We start from the raw sequence: 15,959 nt of genomic DNA, 5'->3' as shown, positions 1-15,959 counted from the left end.
CCCGCAGAGCGGTTCAATAAGTGTGTTGCGCCCATCAGTTGAACTCACAGCACATACCAGCCCTTCAAAGCAATCCCTCCCTCTCCCCTGCAAACATCCACATTCCGTTTTTATTAGCGATGTCCAGCTAACAAAAAAAGGCCACCATCCCGGCAGCCCCATTCAACACATCAGCCCCTCACAAACGCCTCAAGGGCGTGCCGCAGTCCCGTCCGGCAGGCGCGCGTGGGTCCATTCGGGAATGCCGCCCAGCACCGGGTATTTCGCCGCTTCTTTCAGATTGATATCCACCCCCAGTCCCGGGCGGTCACTCAGGTAGGCATAGCCGCGGTCGATTTCCGGGCAGCCAGGGAACACTTCCATCAGCGCATCGTTGACCGGCGTGTATTCCTGAATCCCCAGGTTGGTGATGCTCATATCGATATGCAGATTGGCGGCAACGCCGACGGGGGAGATGTCACCCGGTCCGTGCCACGCGGTGCGCACGCCGTACAGTTCCGCAAAGGTGGCGAGCTTTTTGGCCGGGGTAATGCCGCCAATGGTGCTGACGTGGCAGCGAATATAGTCAATCAGATGGTTTTGAATCAGCGATTTATACTCATTGATCTGGGTGAACAGCTCGCCCATAGCAATCGGCGTGCTGCTCTGCGCGCGCAGCTTGTCCAGCCAGTCGATATTCTCCGGTGCCACCGGATCTTCGAGGAAGAACAGCTGATAGGGTTCAAGCGATTTCGCCATCTGCACGGCGGCAATTGGAGTGATCCTTTCGTGAACGTCATGAATAAACTCAACGCCAAAGCCGATTTTATTACGCAGATGCTCAAACAGGCGCGGCACCGCGCGGGCGTAGGCATCCGGGTCGAAGTAGACGCCCGACGTCTGCTGGCGCGGGGACACTTTCGGCTGGATATTCCTCGCCTTCGCCAGCTTGCCGGCAATCAGCCGCAGATCGTCGGTCCCTGCCCCGCCGTACATGCCCATCTGGCAGCGAACGTACTGGTAACCCTCTTCCATACGGGCGCGAATATTGTCTTCCACCTCCACTTCATCCGCGCCGTCGCAGTGGCGGTAAAGGGCGATGCCATCGCGGCATTTGCCGCCCAGCAATTCATAAACCGGTAATCCGGCGACCTTGCCCTTCAGATCCCACAGCGCCATATCCACGCCGGAGAGCGCATTGTTCATCACCGGGCCGTTGCGCCAGTAGCCGCTGACCGCCGCCGACTGCCAGATATCCTCAATGCGGGCAGGATCTTTGCCCAGCAGGAAGGGTTTCATGTAGTTGTCGATGGCCGCCGATACAGCATGAATACGCTGGGTAAAGGTGGCGCAGCCAAGGCCGTACAGGCCGGGTTCACTGGTTTCGATTTTGACCACCACAAGGTCAATGCCTCCCGGTGCGGTCAGGATGGTTTTCACGTCGGTAATGGTGAGTTTGCTCATGTTATTCCTTATTAATCCTGTATGATGTCCTACATGTTAAATACTTAAAAAAGCCCGAAAAGGGCTTTTTAGCGGAATCAGTTATGCCGCACGTCTTCAATGGCATGAACGTTATGGGTCATCGCGCTGTTTAACGTCTCGGTGGCCAGCGAGGCATCGCGATTTTTCAGCGCCATAAACACCTTAATGTGGGCTTCGACGCTTTCCAGCGTAATGCCCAGCACCCGGTTCAGCTCTTCCAGGTAGTGAACGTAAATGCCCTTCAGCGACTCCATCACGTGGATGAAAATGGTATTGTGCGAGGCTTTCACAATCGCCAGATGAAAGTCGTAGTCCGCCAGCGAATACTTTTTATAGTCATCCTTATTAACCAGCATGCGGTTCAGCGCCTTTTCCAGCTCGGCGATATCGTCATCGCTGGCATTTTTCACCGCCAGCTCCATGCAGCGAAACTCCACGGTTTGGCGAAACACGCGCATATCCTCGAACTCTTCTTCAGACAGGTGCAGAATCGGCTGGTTATCGTTAAACGCGCCGTAGCGCGCCACGTCACGCGTCACGTAGGTGCCCTTGCCCTGATGGGTGATCACCACGCCCAGGTCGCGCAGCTTCTGCACCGCACTGCGTACGCTCACCCGGCTGACCTGGAACGTATTCGTCAGTTCAGCCTCGGAAGGCAGTTTGCAGCCCGGCTCCCAGATGCCGTTCTGAATGTTGTTTTTCATCTGCTCGTAGATCACATCCACGATGTTGTGCTTCTGCACACTCTCAAGCGCCACGTCATTTACCCACTTGTCCTACATGTCTGGAGTTGTATCGTTTCCCGAGGCGTATCACAAGTTAAAAATTTAACGGCTGCGACAACGATCAAAACACCTTTCAGTTTTTATTGCTTAAAATCATATAGATAAAAAATATGTCGATTTTCTGATGCTGCTATAAATCACTATTTTTGTGAAGCCCGCTGCATTTTGTTCAGCCGCTATTTGCTGGTTCATAAAAGCTCACGTACAACAAACGACATCAACTTGTTAGTCATGTTACATGAGGATTTAAAATGAACCCGATTTTTGACCTTACGGGGAAGACGGCGCTGATCACCGGTTCTACGCGCGGTTTGGGATTCGCCTACGCGGCGGGTCTGGCAGACGCCGGTGCATCGGTGATCCTGAACGGCACCCGCCAGGAACATATGGATACGGCGCTGAGCGAACTGCAGGCCAGAGGGCATAACGCCCGAGGCTTTATTTTTGACGTCGCCAGCGAGAGCGAAATTGACAGCGTGTTCGCCCGGTTAGACGCCGACAACATTCACGTTGATATCGTGATCAACAACGCCGGGATTCAGTTTCGTAAACCGATGCTGGAACTGGCGCTGAGCGACTGGCAGCGGGTGCTGGATGTCAACCTGACCAGCGCATTCCTGGTGGCGCGTGCGGCGGCGAAGCGCATGGTAGCGCGCAACAGCGGCGGCAAGATTATCAATATCGGTTCACTCACCAGTGAAGCCGCGCGCCCGACGGTGGCCCCCTACACGACGGCGAAAGGCGGCATCAAGCTGCTGACCAAATCGATGGCCGCCGAGTGGGCGGTGCATAACATCCAGTCGAACGGCATCGGCCCCGGCTACATCCTCACCGATATGAATGCCGCGCTGGTGGATAACGCCGAGTTCAACCAATGGGTCTGCAACAGCAATCCGTCAGGGCGCTGGGGCAAACCGGAAGAGCTGATCGGCACGGCGGTGTACCTGGCATCGTCGGCATCTAACTACGTGAACGGCCAGATGATCTACGTCGACGGCGGCTGGCTGGCCACGCTGTAACGCGGTCCACTCGCCGTTAAACCCCAAGACCCGACTACCCTACAAAACAAAGATAAGAGGTCAGAACATGAATCAGACCATTGCAGGGCTGCTCCCCACCAAACGGTGGAGCAGGCTCATCCCCATCGCGTTTATCACCTACAGCCTGGCCTATCTGGATCGCGCCAACTACGGCTTTGGCGCCGCCGCCGGGCTGGCGGAAGATCTGAATATCACCCCGGCGATCTCCTCGCTGCTCGGCGCGCTGTTCTTCCTTGGCTATTTCTGTTTTCAGGTGCCGGGCGGTATCTACGCAGAAAAGCACTCGGCGAAGAGGATGATCTTCTGGAGCCTGATCCTGTGGGGGGCGCTGGCAACCGCCACCGGGATGGTGCACAGCGTCGCGCTGCTGGCCGTTATCCGTTTCCTGCTCGGCGTTGCCGAAAGCGTGGTGATGCCCGCCATGCTGATTTTCCTCAGCCACTGGTTCACCCGCCAGGAGCGGTCCAGGGCCAACACCTTCTTATTCCTCGGTAATCCGATTACCGTCCTGTGGATGTCGATTCTGTCCGGCTATCTGGTGAATTCCTTCGGCTGGCGCGGCATGTTTATTATCGAAGGCGTTCCCGCCATCCTGTGGGCGTTTATCTGGTGGATGGTTTACGCCGATCGCCCGAAAGATGCCGCATGGCTGAGCGAACGGGAAAAACGGGCGGTGGAAAACGCGCTGGCCGCCGAGCAGCAGGCGATCGCGCCGGTGAAAAACTACCGCGAGGCGTTCCGCTCGCCGAAGGTGCTCTCGCTGGCGTTTATCCACTTCTTCTGGAATATCGGCATGTACGGTTTCATCATGTGGCTGCCGTCAATACTGAAAACCGCGTCCGGCATGGGCATCGTCGCCACCGGCTGGCTGTCGGCAGCACCCTACCTGCTTGCCGTGCCGCTGATGCTGGGCGCGTCGTGGATTTCCGATAAATTCCAGCAGCGTAAAGCGATTGTGGTGACCTTCCTCGGACTGGGCGCGGCCTGCTTTATCGCCTCCTTCACGCTCGGTGCCTCCCACTTCTGGATCTCCTGGACGCTGCTGGTGATTGCGGGCGGCGCGATGTACACCCCGTATGGCCCGTTCTTTGCCGCCATCCCGGAGATGATCCCACGTAACGTGGTGGCCGGTGCGATGTCGTTCGTCGTCTGCTTCGGCGCGCTGGGTTCCTTCGTTGGCGCGTGGATCGTTGGCTACCTCAACGGCCTGACCGGCAGCCCGGCGGCCTCCTACGTCTTTATGGGGGGATCGCTGGTGATTGCCGTTCTGCTGACGATACTGACCCGTTTTAGCAGCACCTCTGCGGCGTCAACCCGCACGGCATCCGCGTCATAAGGGCAGCATAAGAATGAAACTCAAACCTACCCGCACCCGTTTCTCCGTGCTGATCATGCTGTTTGTGGTTACGGCAATCAACTATATGGATCGCGCGAACCTGTCGGTGGCAGGCTCGCATATCCAGGGCGAATTCGCCCTGTCGCCGACCCAGCTTGGCCTGCTGTTCTCGATGTTCACCTGGTTCTATGCCATGAGCCAGATCCCGGTGGGCTACCTGCTCGACCGGATCGGCTCCCGCTGGCTTTACGGCAGCGCTATTGTCCTGTGGAGCGTGTTCACCCTGATGATGGGCTTTGCCTCGCACCATCTGTTCACCACCGCCACGGCCTCATTTATGATGCTGCTGGCCTGCCGGGCACTGGTGGGGATGGCGGAAGCGCCGTCATTCCCTTCAAACACTAAAATCATCGCCACCTGGTTCCCGGACCACGAGCGCGCCCGCGCTACGGCCACCTACTCCAGCGCCCAGTATATCGGCCTGGCGCTGTTGACCCCTGCCCTGTCATTTATCGTCAGCAAATGGGGCTGGGAGATGTCCTTCTACATTTCGGGCATGGTCGGCATTATTTTCGGCATTTACTGGCTGATGACCTATCGCGACCCGCAGCACAGCAAAAGCGTCAATCAGGCCGAACTGGAGATTATCCGCAAAGGCGGCGGCTACGGTTCGGCGTCACAGCACGCAGGCAGCCGGGTTAACTGGCAGTCGGTGCGCTATATCCTGCGCCAGCGCACCACCTGGGGCCTGTTTATCGCCCAGTTTGCCGCGTCCTCAACGCTCTATTTCTTCCTGACGTGGTTTATTGTCTACCTGGAAAAAGGCCTGCATCTGTCGATTGATAAAGCCGGGATCGGGGCGATGTTCCCGTACCTGATGGCGATGGCGGGCGTGCTGTGTGGTGGAACCTTAAGCGACCTGCTGTTGAAGCGCGGCCACAGCCGGACCTTCTCCCGCAAGCTGCCGGTGATGGCGGGGATGCTGTTGACCTGCTCAATTGCGCTGGTGAACTTCTTCCAGGATCAGCCGGTGATCGCCATTGGCATTCTCTCCGTGGCGTTCTTCGCTAATGCCTTTTCCAACCTGGGCTGGGTGGTGTGCAGCGATGTGATCCCTCGCCATCTGATCGGCACTATCGGCGGCTTCCTGAATATTTTTGGCAACCTTTCCGGTATTGCCAGCCCGATCATCATCGGCGTGATCCTGCAGCGCACGCAGAACTTCCAGTACGCGATGTGGTACATCGCCGCCGTGGCGCTGGCAGGCTTCCTCGCCTATCTGTTCCTGGTGGGGAAAATCGAGTTAATGACGCCACCGGAAAGCGAAGCCGGAGCCGATAGCAAAAAAAACCTTCACCCGTCTGAAATTCAGGGATAACTATGCAGCAGAAAACCGTAAAAGCCGTAGTCGCACATGGGGCGCATGATGTGCGCCTGGAGAGTCATACCCTTAGCTGGGAAGCCGATCGGGTGCTGGTGAAAGTGGAGCGCGGCGGAATCTGCGGCTCCGATATCCACTATTTCCAGCACGGCAAAGCCGGCATGTCGGTGCTGAAATCGCCGATGGTGCTGGGCCATGAGTTTGTCGGCATCATTGAGCAGGCACCGGAAAACAGCGGGCTGCGCGGCGGCCAGCGCGTGGCGATCAACCCGTCACAGCCCTGCCAGCAGTGCGATATCTGCCGCAGCGGCAGGCAGAACCTGTGCCGCACCATGCGCTTTATGGGCAGCGCGCAGTTCTTCCCGCACGTGAACGGTGGGTTTGCGCAGTACGTGGCCGTCAGCCCGGCGCAGTGTGTTCCCTATACGCAGGAGGCGGAGCCGCGCGTGATTGCGTTTGCTGAACCGCTGGCGGTGTGCATTCACGCGATAAAGCAGGCTGGGGATCTGACCGGCAAACGCGTGCTGGTCAGCGGCGCGGGGCCGATTGGCTGCCTGGTGATTGCCTCCGCGCTGGCGTCCGGCGCATCGGAGGTAGTGGCGACCGACATCAGCCCGCGCTGCCGGGCGCTGGCGGTGGAGATGGGTGCCACTCAGGCGCAGGACCCGCGTGATGAAGCAACAACCACGGACTGGACGGCGGACGGCGGCCAGTTTGACGTCTGCTTTGAAGCCTCCGGCGCGCCGTCGGCAATTGCGGCGATGGTGGCCTTTACCCGCCCGGGCGGGATTATCGTGCAGCTGGGCATGGGTGCCGCCGAGGTGAATTTCCCGATAGGGCCGCTGCTGGTGAAAGAAGTTCAGCTGCGCGGCTCGTTCCGCTTTATCGGCGAGTTCGACACCGCGGTGAAGTGGCTGGAAACGGGCAAAATCAATCCGCTGCCGCTGCTCTCCGCCGAACGGGATATGGCCGATGCGGTGGCCGCCCTGGCGCTGGCAGCCGATAAAGAAAAGGCGGCCAAGGTGCAACTGGTGTTCTGACAAACGGCGTTGCCGGTATCCGGGCGGACTACGCGGCTGGATACCGGCGGCGGCAGGGTTTCAGCCTGAAATGGCGACAGCCCTGGCAGCCGGTTCATCCTGAAACAGGTTAAGCCGCCAGTGGTAAGCGCAGCCTGTCACTCCCCCGGAATATAGTCCGCCGCCACCAGCGCCAAATCGCGGTATCCCCGCTCTTTCAGCTGCTGCGCCGCGCGGCCCGCGCGGATGCCGCTGGCGCAGACCAGCACGATACGCCCCGAGGCCGGTGGCTGCCAGGCCGCCAGCTCGGCGGGCAGGATGCGCTGAGCCTGCGCGGCCACGCTTACCGGGGCTTCTTCCACGCTGCGCAGCTCCACAATGCAGTCTTCCGCCGTCAGCATCTGCGCGTCGAGGAACGGGATGATGGCTTCCGTTGGTTCCGGCGCGCCGTCAAAGCGGAACTGGCCGAAGCGCCAGTTCACGAAATCACAGTTCACCATGCAGCCCAACGGTGATGGCTCCAGACCGAGCAGCACGCTGAGGGTCATCTGCGCCTGTAACGCGCCCAGCGTGGCCACCGCAGGCCCCATCACCCCCGCCGTACTGCAGTTGGCCGCCGAGGACGGCAGCTGCGGAAACAGCGCGCGATAGCTCGGCGCACCGGCGCAGAAGCCGCCAACATAGCCCTGCCGCCCCAGCACCGAGGCGGAAATCAGCGGCAGGCCACGGCTGAAGCAGGCGTCGGAAAGCAGCCAGGTGATGGCGAAGTTATCCGCCGCATCCACCACGATATCCATATCGCGCAGCGCATGATCCAGGCTGCTGCCGGAGAGCCTGATGTCAACGGCTTCCACCTCGCATTCCGGGTTTAGCGCGTTCAGCGCCCGGCGCGCCGCCACGGCTTTCGGCTGGCCGACGTCCTGCATGGTGAACAGTGTCTGTCGGTGCAGGTTATGCACCTCCACGCGGTCGTCGTCGCAGACGCGCAGAAAGCCGACTCCGGCCCCGGCCAGCTGAGGCAGCAACGTGGCACCCAGGCCGCCCGCGCCGACCACCAGCACCCTCGCCTGCGCCAGCTTCTGCTGCCCCTGCGGGCCGATCTCCGGCAGCATGGTCTGCCGCTGGTAGCGATCCATCAGTTAAACTCCGCCAGGCCGAAGACCGGGGTTGAGGCCGCCGCCATATCGCGGCGCTCCATCGGCCCGGCCAGCAGCGCCTGCTGCCCGGCGTGGATCGCCTCGCGGAAGGCGCTGGCCATGCGCACCGGATCCTGCGCTTTGGCTACGGCGGTATTCAGCAGGATCGCGTCGAAGCCCATCTCCATCGCCTGCGCGGCCTGGCTCGGCGTGCCGATCCCGGCATCCACCACCAGCGGCACGTCCTTAAACCACGCGCGCATGGTGCGCAGCCCTTCAATATTGCGCAGCCCCTGGCCGGAACCGATCGGCGCGCCCCACGGCATCAGTACCTGGCAGCCCGCCTCCAGCAGCTTCTCGCCCAATACCAGATCTTCAGTGGTGTAGGGAAACACCTGGAAACCCTCTTCGCAGAGGATACGCGCCGCTTCCACCAGCCCGAACGGGTCCGGCTGGAGCGTGTCGGCATGGCCGATCACCTCCAGCTTGATCCAGCGGGTGTTGAACAGCTCACGCGCCATATGTGCCGTGGTGACCGCCTCTTTCACCGTGTGGCAGCCCGCCGTATTCGGCAACACGCGTTTGTTCAGCCGGGTCAGCAGATCGCGGAATGCCCCACCCGCACCGCCTTCGCGACGCAGGCTGACGGTAATAATCTCGGTGCCGGAGGCTTCAATCGCCTGGCCTAAAATTTCCGGCGACGGGTAGCCCGCCGTGCCCAACAGAAAGCGTGATTCAGGTGCGTAATCGTAAAAGTTCATCTCAGCCCCCCTGCATCGGTGACAGCACTTCAATCTTGCTGCCTTCGTTAATTGGCGTGGCGTCATACAGCCCGCGCGGGACAAAATCGCCGTTCAGCGCGCAGGCCACGCAGCTGCGATCGATCTGCTGCTCGTTAAGCAGCGCCGTCAGGGTCGCTGCCTGGGTTTCGGTCGCCTGACCGTTCAGAAAAATGTGCATCAGCGCGTCTCCTGCGACAGCTGTTGGATAAGGTTTTGCGCCACGATCGGTGCCAGCAGAAAGCCGTGCCGGTACATGCCGTTGACGTGGAAGGTGCCGTCGCGATAGCGAATATCCGGCAGGTTGTTCGGGTAAGAGGGGCGCAGGCCGCTGCCGGTTTCAATCACCCGCGCTTCGGCCAGCGCCGGGTCGATGGTGTATGCCGCGCTCAGCAGTTCCATCAGCGCGCGGGCGCTGATCGGGCTGGCGTCGTTGCTTTCCACCATGGTGGCACCGAGCATAAAGCGCCCTTCGCTGCGCGGCACCAGGTAGCAGGGAAAACGCGGGTGCAGCAGACGGACCGGGCGTGAAAACTGCACCTCATCGCTTTGCAGGATCAGCATCTCACCGCGCACGGCGCGCAGTTCCGGCAGCTGAGGTGCGGCGTGAATCCCCCGGCAGTCGATAATTTTGCCCGTTGGTTTGCCGTGGTGGATCGCCACACCCGCGGCCAGCAGCGTCTGCCGCAGCTCCTGCATCGCCTTGCGCGGGTCAAGGTGCCCTTCGCTGGGGAAAAACAGCCCGCGTGCGAAGCGCCCGGCCAGACGATCCTCCACGCTGCCCGGGTCCACCCACTCATGGCCCTGGGTCATTTTGGCAAAGCGGTTCAGCTCCATGCTGTCGCGCGGCGGTGCGATCACCAGCGTTCCCTGGCGCGCCACGCCGCTAACGTGCGCCTGCCACCAGTCGGCGGAGCCCTGCCCCAGCCTGACCACCTCTTCCGGTGCGCCTTCGCCCTCGCAGAACGGCGCGAGCATGCCGCCCGCATAGTGCGACGCGGGGCAGTGTTCCTCAGAGGTGATGATTTCCAGCTTTTCTCCGGCGTCGGCCAGCGCAGTAGCCACGCACAGCCCGGTCACGCCGGAACCCAGGATCGACCAGTGGCTCACGATGTCGCCTCGGCGGAATATTCAGGGAGAGTTGTTACAAACGTCATACCGGCCTCTCAGATAACTAAGAAGACCCGCGATAATGAGAAGGGAGAGTATCGGCGTTCGGCGGCTGCGATCTGCCCGATAAGGCGTGCGGTGAAGCGGCACGACAGGTCTTCCTACGCCAGTATCAACTGGGTCAGGTTCTAAGGGTCGCTGAGCCGCGATAAATCGCAATCAGCCTCTCAGTCTCTTCGGCGAGACTCCCCTGACAGAGACTTTTTTATTGCATCCTGAGCGCAACCGCAAGCGTTTAGGTGGATTTATTTCGACGACCGTTTTCGCCAGATGAAAATAGAGTGCCGGATTCAGCATTTTGCAAAGTGCGGGGCAGGCAACACAATTGCCCGATGCTGAAGGATTTTTCAGTGCGCCTCTCCCACATCAGGTCTGAACGGATGGACACCATGACGAAACCGGCCATATCGCATATCGCTTTCCTTACTCCCGGAAACTACCCGGACCACGCCCCGCTACAGGGGCTGGAAGAGACCCTGCAACTGTTCGAGCTGGGTGAATCGCTGGGCTACAACGGTGCCTGGATTCGCCAGCGCCATCTGGAGCACGGCGTCTCCTCGGCGAGTACCTTTCTGGCCGCCGCCACGCAGCGCACCCGGCATATTGAGCTGGGCACCGCGGTGATCCAGATGGGCTATGAAAGCCCGTTTCGGCTGGCGGAAGATTTACTGACGGTGGACGTGCTGTCCCGTGGACGGCTCAACGTGGGCCTCAGTGCCGGGCAGCCGAACCACCTGGAACTGATCGGCCCGGCGCTGTTCTCCGGCGACTGGCGGCAGGAGGATTTCTCCTACGATCGGGTTCGACGCCTGCGGGATAACCTCAGCGGCCGCTGGCTGGCGGATGAAAATACCCTGATTGCCTCGCCGGGCAACCAGCAGCGCCCACGCCTGCATCCCGACTCGCCGGGGCTGGTTAACCGCCTGTGGTACGGCGGCGGCTCGCTGAAATCGGCGGCCTGGGCGGCGGCGAACGGTTTTAACATGCTGATCGGCAATTTGACCTCAGGTGAAGAGACGAATAATTACTATGAGGCGCAGCTGGCGCAGATTGCCATCTATCGTAAAAACTGGCCCGAAGATGCCCCGCGTCGGCCGCGTATCGCCGCAGGCCGGGTCATTGTTCCCATCGACAGCGCGGACACCCCAACCCGCCGCCGCTACGCGGAATTCGCCGCCAGCCGCTATGAACGCACGCTGACGCCGCAGGGGCCGCGCCGTACGCTGTTTTCACAGGATATCGTGGGCGATGCGGAACAGATCCTGGAACGTCTGTTTAACGACCCGATCCTGCGTGAAGTGGATGAACTGAGGCTGGAATTGCCCTATGAGTTCACCGCAGACCAGTATCGCCAGATTATCAGCGACTTCGCCACGTTGATTGCCCCTGAGCTGGGCTGGCGCCGCCGTGTAAATCATGAGGAAAACATCGACATGGCTCTCTGAGCCATGATTTCCATCACAATTACGCATGTAGTGCCAGCAAAACCTGGGACCGCATTGGAATGATGCAATCTCTTCACTATCATTAAAAATTATTTTCATGATGACAGCAGTGAAGATCGACCAGTCAGAGAGAGGAATCGTGATAGTCTGACGGGGTCAGCAGCCATCAACTCTTTAATGCGAATCCAAACCATGAGTGGGACCTTCAGTAACGATGATGTCAGACGCCTGGCTGCCCTTGAGATGCTCAAATCTGAAGATGCTATCCGCGATGATATTTTGCAAAAATTCACCCTGCTCGCCAGCGATCTGCTGGCGTTCCCGGGCTGCTTTGTCTCGGTTCTGGATAATGAAAATCAGTATATTAAGGCCGCCTGCTGCCTTGATGTGCCGCAAAGCTCGCTGCATGACGCCTTCTGCCGCCAGGTGGTGCTCAGTGATTCGCTGCTGATCTGTAGCGACACGCTGCTTGACCCGCGTTTCAGTCAGAATCCCTTCACGCTGGGCGCGCCTTTCATTCGATTCTACGCGGGTATACCCCTCTACACGCGGGAAAGCATTTCGGTGGGAACCCTGTGTATTACCGACACCCGGCCGCACACCATCGATGAACATCAGTCAACGATGCTGGAGCTGCTGGCGGGCCTGGTCAGCGGCTATCTTGATGCCTGGTACACTGCGGGTTACAAAGATGTGGTCACCCAGTTGCCCAATCGCCAGCGGCTGCTGAAGGATATCGGCCTGCTGCAGCGCGCCTCCAGCTTCGATCCGCTGACCCTGACGCTGATTGACTGCATTGATATGCCGCGCGCCTATGAAATCGCCCGCTCGATGGGGATGGATGCCGTAGAAACGCTGCTGAAAGCGCTGACCGCGACGGTGCGTTCCCGGCTGCATCTGAGCGAAGAGGACGTGCTGTACACCGTTGCTACCGGTCGTTTTGCTCTGCTCAGCCGGAAAAACAGCGCGGTTAACGCCAGGGCGCTCAGCGATCGGCTGGAACATATTCGTGCTCAGGTGCTGGGCGATATCACTATCGATGTGAAAATCTACGTCGGCGAGGTGAGTTTTGTGCCTGCCACCTCTCAGGTCACAGAGGTGCTGCGCCAGGCGGTCAGCGCCCTGCATGAGGCCATCAGTCAGAAGCAGACGGCGATGGCCTACAACGCCGACAGCGACCATCGCCGCAATCTTAACTTTCAGCTGTTGAACGACCTGGCGCTGGCGCTGCGCGGCAGCCAGGGTCTGTACCTGGTGTATCAGCCGCAGCTCTGCCTGCACACCGGTAAGCCGGTCGGGCTGGAGGCGCTGCTGCGCTGGCAGCATCCGGTTGCCGGCAATATTTCCCCGGCCGAGTTTATTCCGCTGGCGGAACATACCAGCCTGATGGATGAACTGACCGACTGGGTGATTGACCACGCCCTGATGCAGCTGCGCGTCTGGCGTGAAAAGGGGCTGAGTCTGCCGGTGTCGGTTAACCTCAGCGTCAGCGACTTCTCCCGCCCGGCGTTTGCCGCCGACCTGGCGGAAAAGACCCGGTGCGCCGGTTTACAGCCCGGCGATCTGACCCTTGAATGCCTGGAAACCCAGCAGGTGCTGGAAAGCACCGAGGCCTGCCGGGGGCTGGATATGCTCAAGCAGCGCGGTTTTCGCATTGCGCTGGACGATTTTGGTTCCGGCTACAACAACATTAATACTCTGCGCCGCATCCCTATCGATGTGATTAAACTGGACCGTTCGCTGATCCAGCAGCTGAACTGCGATCCGGCCTGCGAAGTGATTGCCCGCCATATGATCACCATGCTGAAAGAGCTGAACTACGTGGTGCTGGCCGAAGGCGTGGAAGATCTGCAAACCCTGGCCTCGTTGCAGCATCTCGGCTGCGACGAAATCCAGGGCTTCTATTATTCCCACCCATTACCGCCGGACAAGCTGGAACACTGGTTCAGCCATATGGCGGTGTAACGTCAGGGCTGTTCAATCCATACGGTCTGCGGGTTGGTGAACTCACGCAGGCCGAAGTGCGACAACTCGCGACCGAAACCGCTCTTCTTCACGCCGCCGATCGGCACGCGCGGATCGGAGAAGCTTGGCGTATTAATAAACATCCCACCGGTTTCAATGCGTGATGCCAGACGCTGTGCGGCCTCCAGATCGCGGCTCCACAGGCTGCCCCCCAGACCGAATTCGGAATCATTGGCCAGCGCCACCGCATGTTCAGCATCATCCGCCACAATCAGCGAGGCCACCGGGCCAAACAGTTCCTGCTTAAAGCTGGTCATTGCGGGCGTGACGTCGCTCAGTACCGTCGGCGCATAGTAGTTACCGTCGCCCGGCAGCACGTGGCCGCCCAGCAGCAGAGTGGCACCCTCTTTCAGCGTGGCCTGCACCTGCGAATCCAGCTCATCGCGCAGATCGTAGCGCGCCATCGGACCAATCCACACCCCGGCTTCACGTGGGTCGCCAATTTTCATCGCCTTCACCGCAGCGAGGAATTTGTCGCGGAAGGTGTCAAACATCGCTTTCTCCACGATGATGCGTTTCGCCGAGATGCACAGCTGGCCGTTATTCATAAAGCGACCGGCAATCGCCCCTTTCACTGCAGCATCAATATCGGCGTCGGCCAGTACGATAAAGGCATCGGAGCCGCCCAGCTCCAGCACGCATTTCTTGATGGCGGCTCCGGCCAGCGCGGCAATTGCCGATCCGGCGCGCACGCTGCCGGTCACGGTTACGGCTTTAATACGGCGATCGTTAATCGCCTGCGCCACGCCGTCGTTATCGGCATTAACCACCGCAAACAGCCCTTCCGCCACCCCGGCATCGCTCAACACCTGCTGTAGCAGCAGCGCGCAGCCGATCACGTTCGGGGCCGGTTTCAGCAGATAGCTGTTGCCCGCCAGCAGAATCGGTACCGCGCCGCGCAGCACCTGCCAGATCGGAAAGTTCCACGGCATCACCGACAGCACGGCACCCAGCGGCAGGTAGTCAACAAAGGCTTTGTTACCTTCAACGGTGGTCGGTTCACGTTTCAGGAAGTCAGGACCGTGCTGCGCGTACCATTCACACAGCTTCGCGCTTTTCTCCACTTCGGCCAGGCCCTGGTCGATGGGCTTACCCATTTCAGTCGTCATCATCTCCGCCAGCGCACGGCTCTGTTCGCGCAGCCCGGCGGCAACAGACAGCAGCAGCTGCACGCGTGCACTCAGCGGGCTGGTGCGCCAGTGCTGGAAAGCGCTGTCGCTTTGTGCCAGTGCGGCATCCACGTCGGCCCGGCTGGCGAAAGGATAGCGGGCCACCACGTCACCCGTGGCGGGGTTGCGGGAAACGGCAGAATTTACATCGGTCATGTTGTGCACCTTCTCGGTCATTCGGTTCGACATAGCACCCAGCGGCTCAGGCTGAAATGCAGCATGAGGTCAAGGATAAGCTTGTCACTCTTTCTTTAAAAATGAATAATAATGAAAGTTACTTGCTCAAATCGAGAATGATATGGATCTGACCCAGCTGGATGTCTTTCGCGCGATTGCCGAAGAGGGCAGCATTTCCGCCGCCGCCGACAGGCTGCACCGCGTGCCGTCAAATATCTCTACCCGCCTGCGCCAGCTGGAAGAAGAGCTGGGCTGCGAACTGTTCCGGCGGGAAAAACTGCGGCTGCACATCACCGACAGCGGCCGCACGCTGCTGGACTACGCACGGCGCATTCTGGCGCTGGCCGATGAGGCGAAGCTGAGCATTTCCGGCCAGCATCCCAGCGGCGTCTTTACCCTGGGTGCGATTGAAAGCACCGCCGAGGTGCGCCTGCCGCCGCTGATTGCCCGCTACCATCAGCAGTGGCCGCAGGTGGAACTGGACCTCTCCACCGGACCATCCGGCGATATGATTGACGGGATTTTCTCCGGCCGCTACAGCGCGGCGTTCGTCGACGGGCCGCCTAAGCACCCGCAGCTGGAGGGCGTACCGGCCTTCAGTGAAGAACTGGTGTTGATCGGCGCGCTGAATCATCCGCCGGTGCCGGACGCCGCCAGCATTTCCGGCTCAACGATTTACGCCTTCCGCGCCAACTGCTCCTACCGGCGGCTGTTTGAAAACTGGTTCGCGCGGGAAAATGCCGTACCGGGCAAGATTTTCGAAATGGAGTCGTATCACGGCATTCTCGCCTGCGTCAGCGCAGGCGCGGGGCTGGCGCTGATCCCGGCCAGTATGCTGGAGAGTATGCCGGGGCGCGACAGCGTTCAGGCCTGGCCGCTGGGTGGAGGGATGGGCAATATTGAAATCTGGCTGGTGTGGCGCAAAGGCACACACTCAGCCAATTTAAAAGCGATGACCGAAATGCTGTCGCCGCTGTCTACAGGCCGGGTTCCGGCTGCCGGACCGGCAGCGCGTGAACGCCTCGTCTGAACC

The 15,959-nt window shown here is 60.1% G+C and carries 14 protein-coding genes and 1 riboswitch; of the genes, 7 read left to right on the top strand and 7 right to left on the bottom strand.

Translation table 11 applies throughout. The features are described 5' to 3' along the window. Window positions 1–189: 189 nt before the first annotated feature. Both IBT46_RS07220 and IBT46_RS07215 read right to left on the bottom strand, forming a co-directional pair. Window positions 190–1,443 (bottom strand): enolase C-terminal domain-like protein, encoded by a 1,254-nt coding sequence (locus IBT46_RS07220; protein WP_200545057.1) that lies wholly within the window; start codon window positions 1,441–1,443, stop codon window positions 190–192. 77 nt (window positions 1,444–1,520) lie between these two features. Further along, window positions 1,521–2,222, bottom strand: a complete 702-nt coding sequence (locus IBT46_RS07215) for a FadR/GntR family transcriptional regulator (RefSeq protein WP_200545056.1) — start codon at window positions 2,220–2,222, stop codon at window positions 1,521–1,523. A 278-nt stretch (window positions 2,223–2,500) separates the two neighbouring features. Here IBT46_RS07215 and IBT46_RS07210 point away from each other — a divergent pair, with 278 nt between their 5' ends. The 4 genes from IBT46_RS07210 (at window position 2,501) to idnD (ending at window position 7,046) form a co-directional block, all read left to right on the top strand. Next, a complete protein-coding gene (locus IBT46_RS07210) occupies window positions 2,501–3,268 on the top strand; it encodes an SDR family oxidoreductase (RefSeq protein WP_200545055.1) in 768 nt (255 codons plus the stop codon). A 67-nt stretch (window positions 3,269–3,335) separates the two neighbouring features. Next, the gene (locus tag IBT46_RS07205) at window positions 3,336–4,625 is read left to right on the top strand and encodes an MFS transporter (protein ID WP_200545054.1); all 1,290 of its coding nucleotides are present in this window, start codon (window positions 3,336–3,338) and stop codon (window positions 4,623–4,625) included. A 13-nt stretch (window positions 4,626–4,638) separates the two neighbouring features. Further along, the gene (locus IBT46_RS07200) at window positions 4,639–6,003 is read left to right on the top strand and encodes an MFS transporter (RefSeq protein ID WP_200545053.1); all 1,365 of its coding nucleotides are present in this window, start codon (window positions 4,639–4,641) and stop codon (window positions 6,001–6,003) included. Window positions 6,004–6,005: 2 nt separating this feature from the next. After that, a complete protein-coding gene (gene idnD, locus IBT46_RS07195; protein WP_200545052.1) occupies window positions 6,006–7,046 on the top strand; it encodes an L-idonate 5-dehydrogenase in 1,041 nt (346 codons plus the stop codon). A gap of 137 nt (window positions 7,047–7,183) precedes the next feature. On the opposite strand, the gene IBT46_RS07190 is transcribed toward idnD, so the two are convergent. From IBT46_RS07190 to IBT46_RS07175, 4 genes are read right to left on the bottom strand one after another with little or no spacing between them, the layout of a single operon-like run. Continuing rightward, on the bottom strand, window positions 7,184–8,161 hold the full coding sequence (locus IBT46_RS07190) for a HesA/MoeB/ThiF family protein (protein WP_105591972.1): 978 nt from the start codon (window positions 8,159–8,161) through the stop codon (window positions 7,184–7,186). Beyond that, complete coding sequence (locus IBT46_RS07185) at window positions 8,161–8,922, bottom strand: thiazole synthase (protein WP_200545051.1); 762 nt, start codon at window positions 8,920–8,922, stop codon at window positions 8,161–8,163. The genes IBT46_RS07190 and IBT46_RS07185 overlap by 1 nt, the downstream gene beginning before the upstream one ends. 1 nt (window position 8,923) lies before the next feature. Next, complete coding sequence (gene thiS / locus IBT46_RS07180) at window positions 8,924–9,121, bottom strand: sulfur carrier protein ThiS (RefSeq protein WP_200545050.1); 198 nt, start codon at window positions 9,119–9,121, stop codon at window positions 8,924–8,926. Beyond that, on the bottom strand, window positions 9,121–10,050 hold the full coding sequence (locus IBT46_RS07175; RefSeq protein WP_200545049.1) for an FAD-dependent oxidoreductase: 930 nt from the start codon (window positions 10,048–10,050) through the stop codon (window positions 9,121–9,123). The genes thiS and IBT46_RS07175 overlap by 1 nt, the downstream gene beginning before the upstream one ends. A gap of 141 nt (window positions 10,051–10,191) precedes the next feature. Beyond that, window positions 10,192–10,312: riboswitch (TPP riboswitch) on the bottom strand. A gap of 187 nt (window positions 10,313–10,499) precedes the next feature. On the opposite strand from IBT46_RS07175, the gene IBT46_RS07170 reads away from it, so the two are divergent. After that, window positions 10,500–11,555, top strand: coding sequence for an LLM class flavin-dependent oxidoreductase (locus IBT46_RS07170; protein ID WP_200545048.1), 1,056 nt, complete (start codon window positions 10,500–10,502; stop codon window positions 11,553–11,555). A 192-nt stretch (window positions 11,556–11,747) separates the two neighbouring features. Then, window positions 11,748–13,520, top strand: coding sequence for a sensor domain-containing phosphodiesterase (locus IBT46_RS07165; RefSeq protein ID WP_200545047.1), 1,773 nt, complete (start codon window positions 11,748–11,750; stop codon window positions 13,518–13,520). Window positions 13,521–13,522: 2 nt separating this feature from the next. Here the strand turns inward: IBT46_RS07165 and IBT46_RS07160 are convergent, their stop codons facing one another. Continuing rightward, window positions 13,523–14,905 (bottom strand): NAD-dependent succinate-semialdehyde dehydrogenase, encoded by a 1,383-nt coding sequence (locus IBT46_RS07160; protein ID WP_370569408.1) that lies wholly within the window; start codon window positions 14,903–14,905, stop codon window positions 13,523–13,525. A 142-nt stretch (window positions 14,906–15,047) separates the two neighbouring features. On the opposite strand from IBT46_RS07160, the gene IBT46_RS07155 reads away from it, so the two are divergent. After that, window positions 15,048–15,956 carry a LysR family transcriptional regulator gene (locus tag IBT46_RS07155; protein ID WP_200545045.1) on the top strand — a complete coding sequence of 303 codons (909 nt, stop codon included), beginning with the start codon at window positions 15,048–15,050 and terminating at the stop codon, window positions 15,954–15,956. Window positions 15,957–15,959: the final 3 nt, after the last annotated feature.

Source organism: Erwinia sp. S38, from assembly GCF_016624545.1.
GTDB classification, from domain to species: Bacteria; Pseudomonadota; Gammaproteobacteria; order Enterobacterales; family Enterobacteriaceae; genus Erwinia; species Erwinia coffeiphila.
The sequence above is the reverse complement of the archived record's forward strand: the minus strand, read 5'-3'. Positions and strand labels throughout refer to the sequence as shown.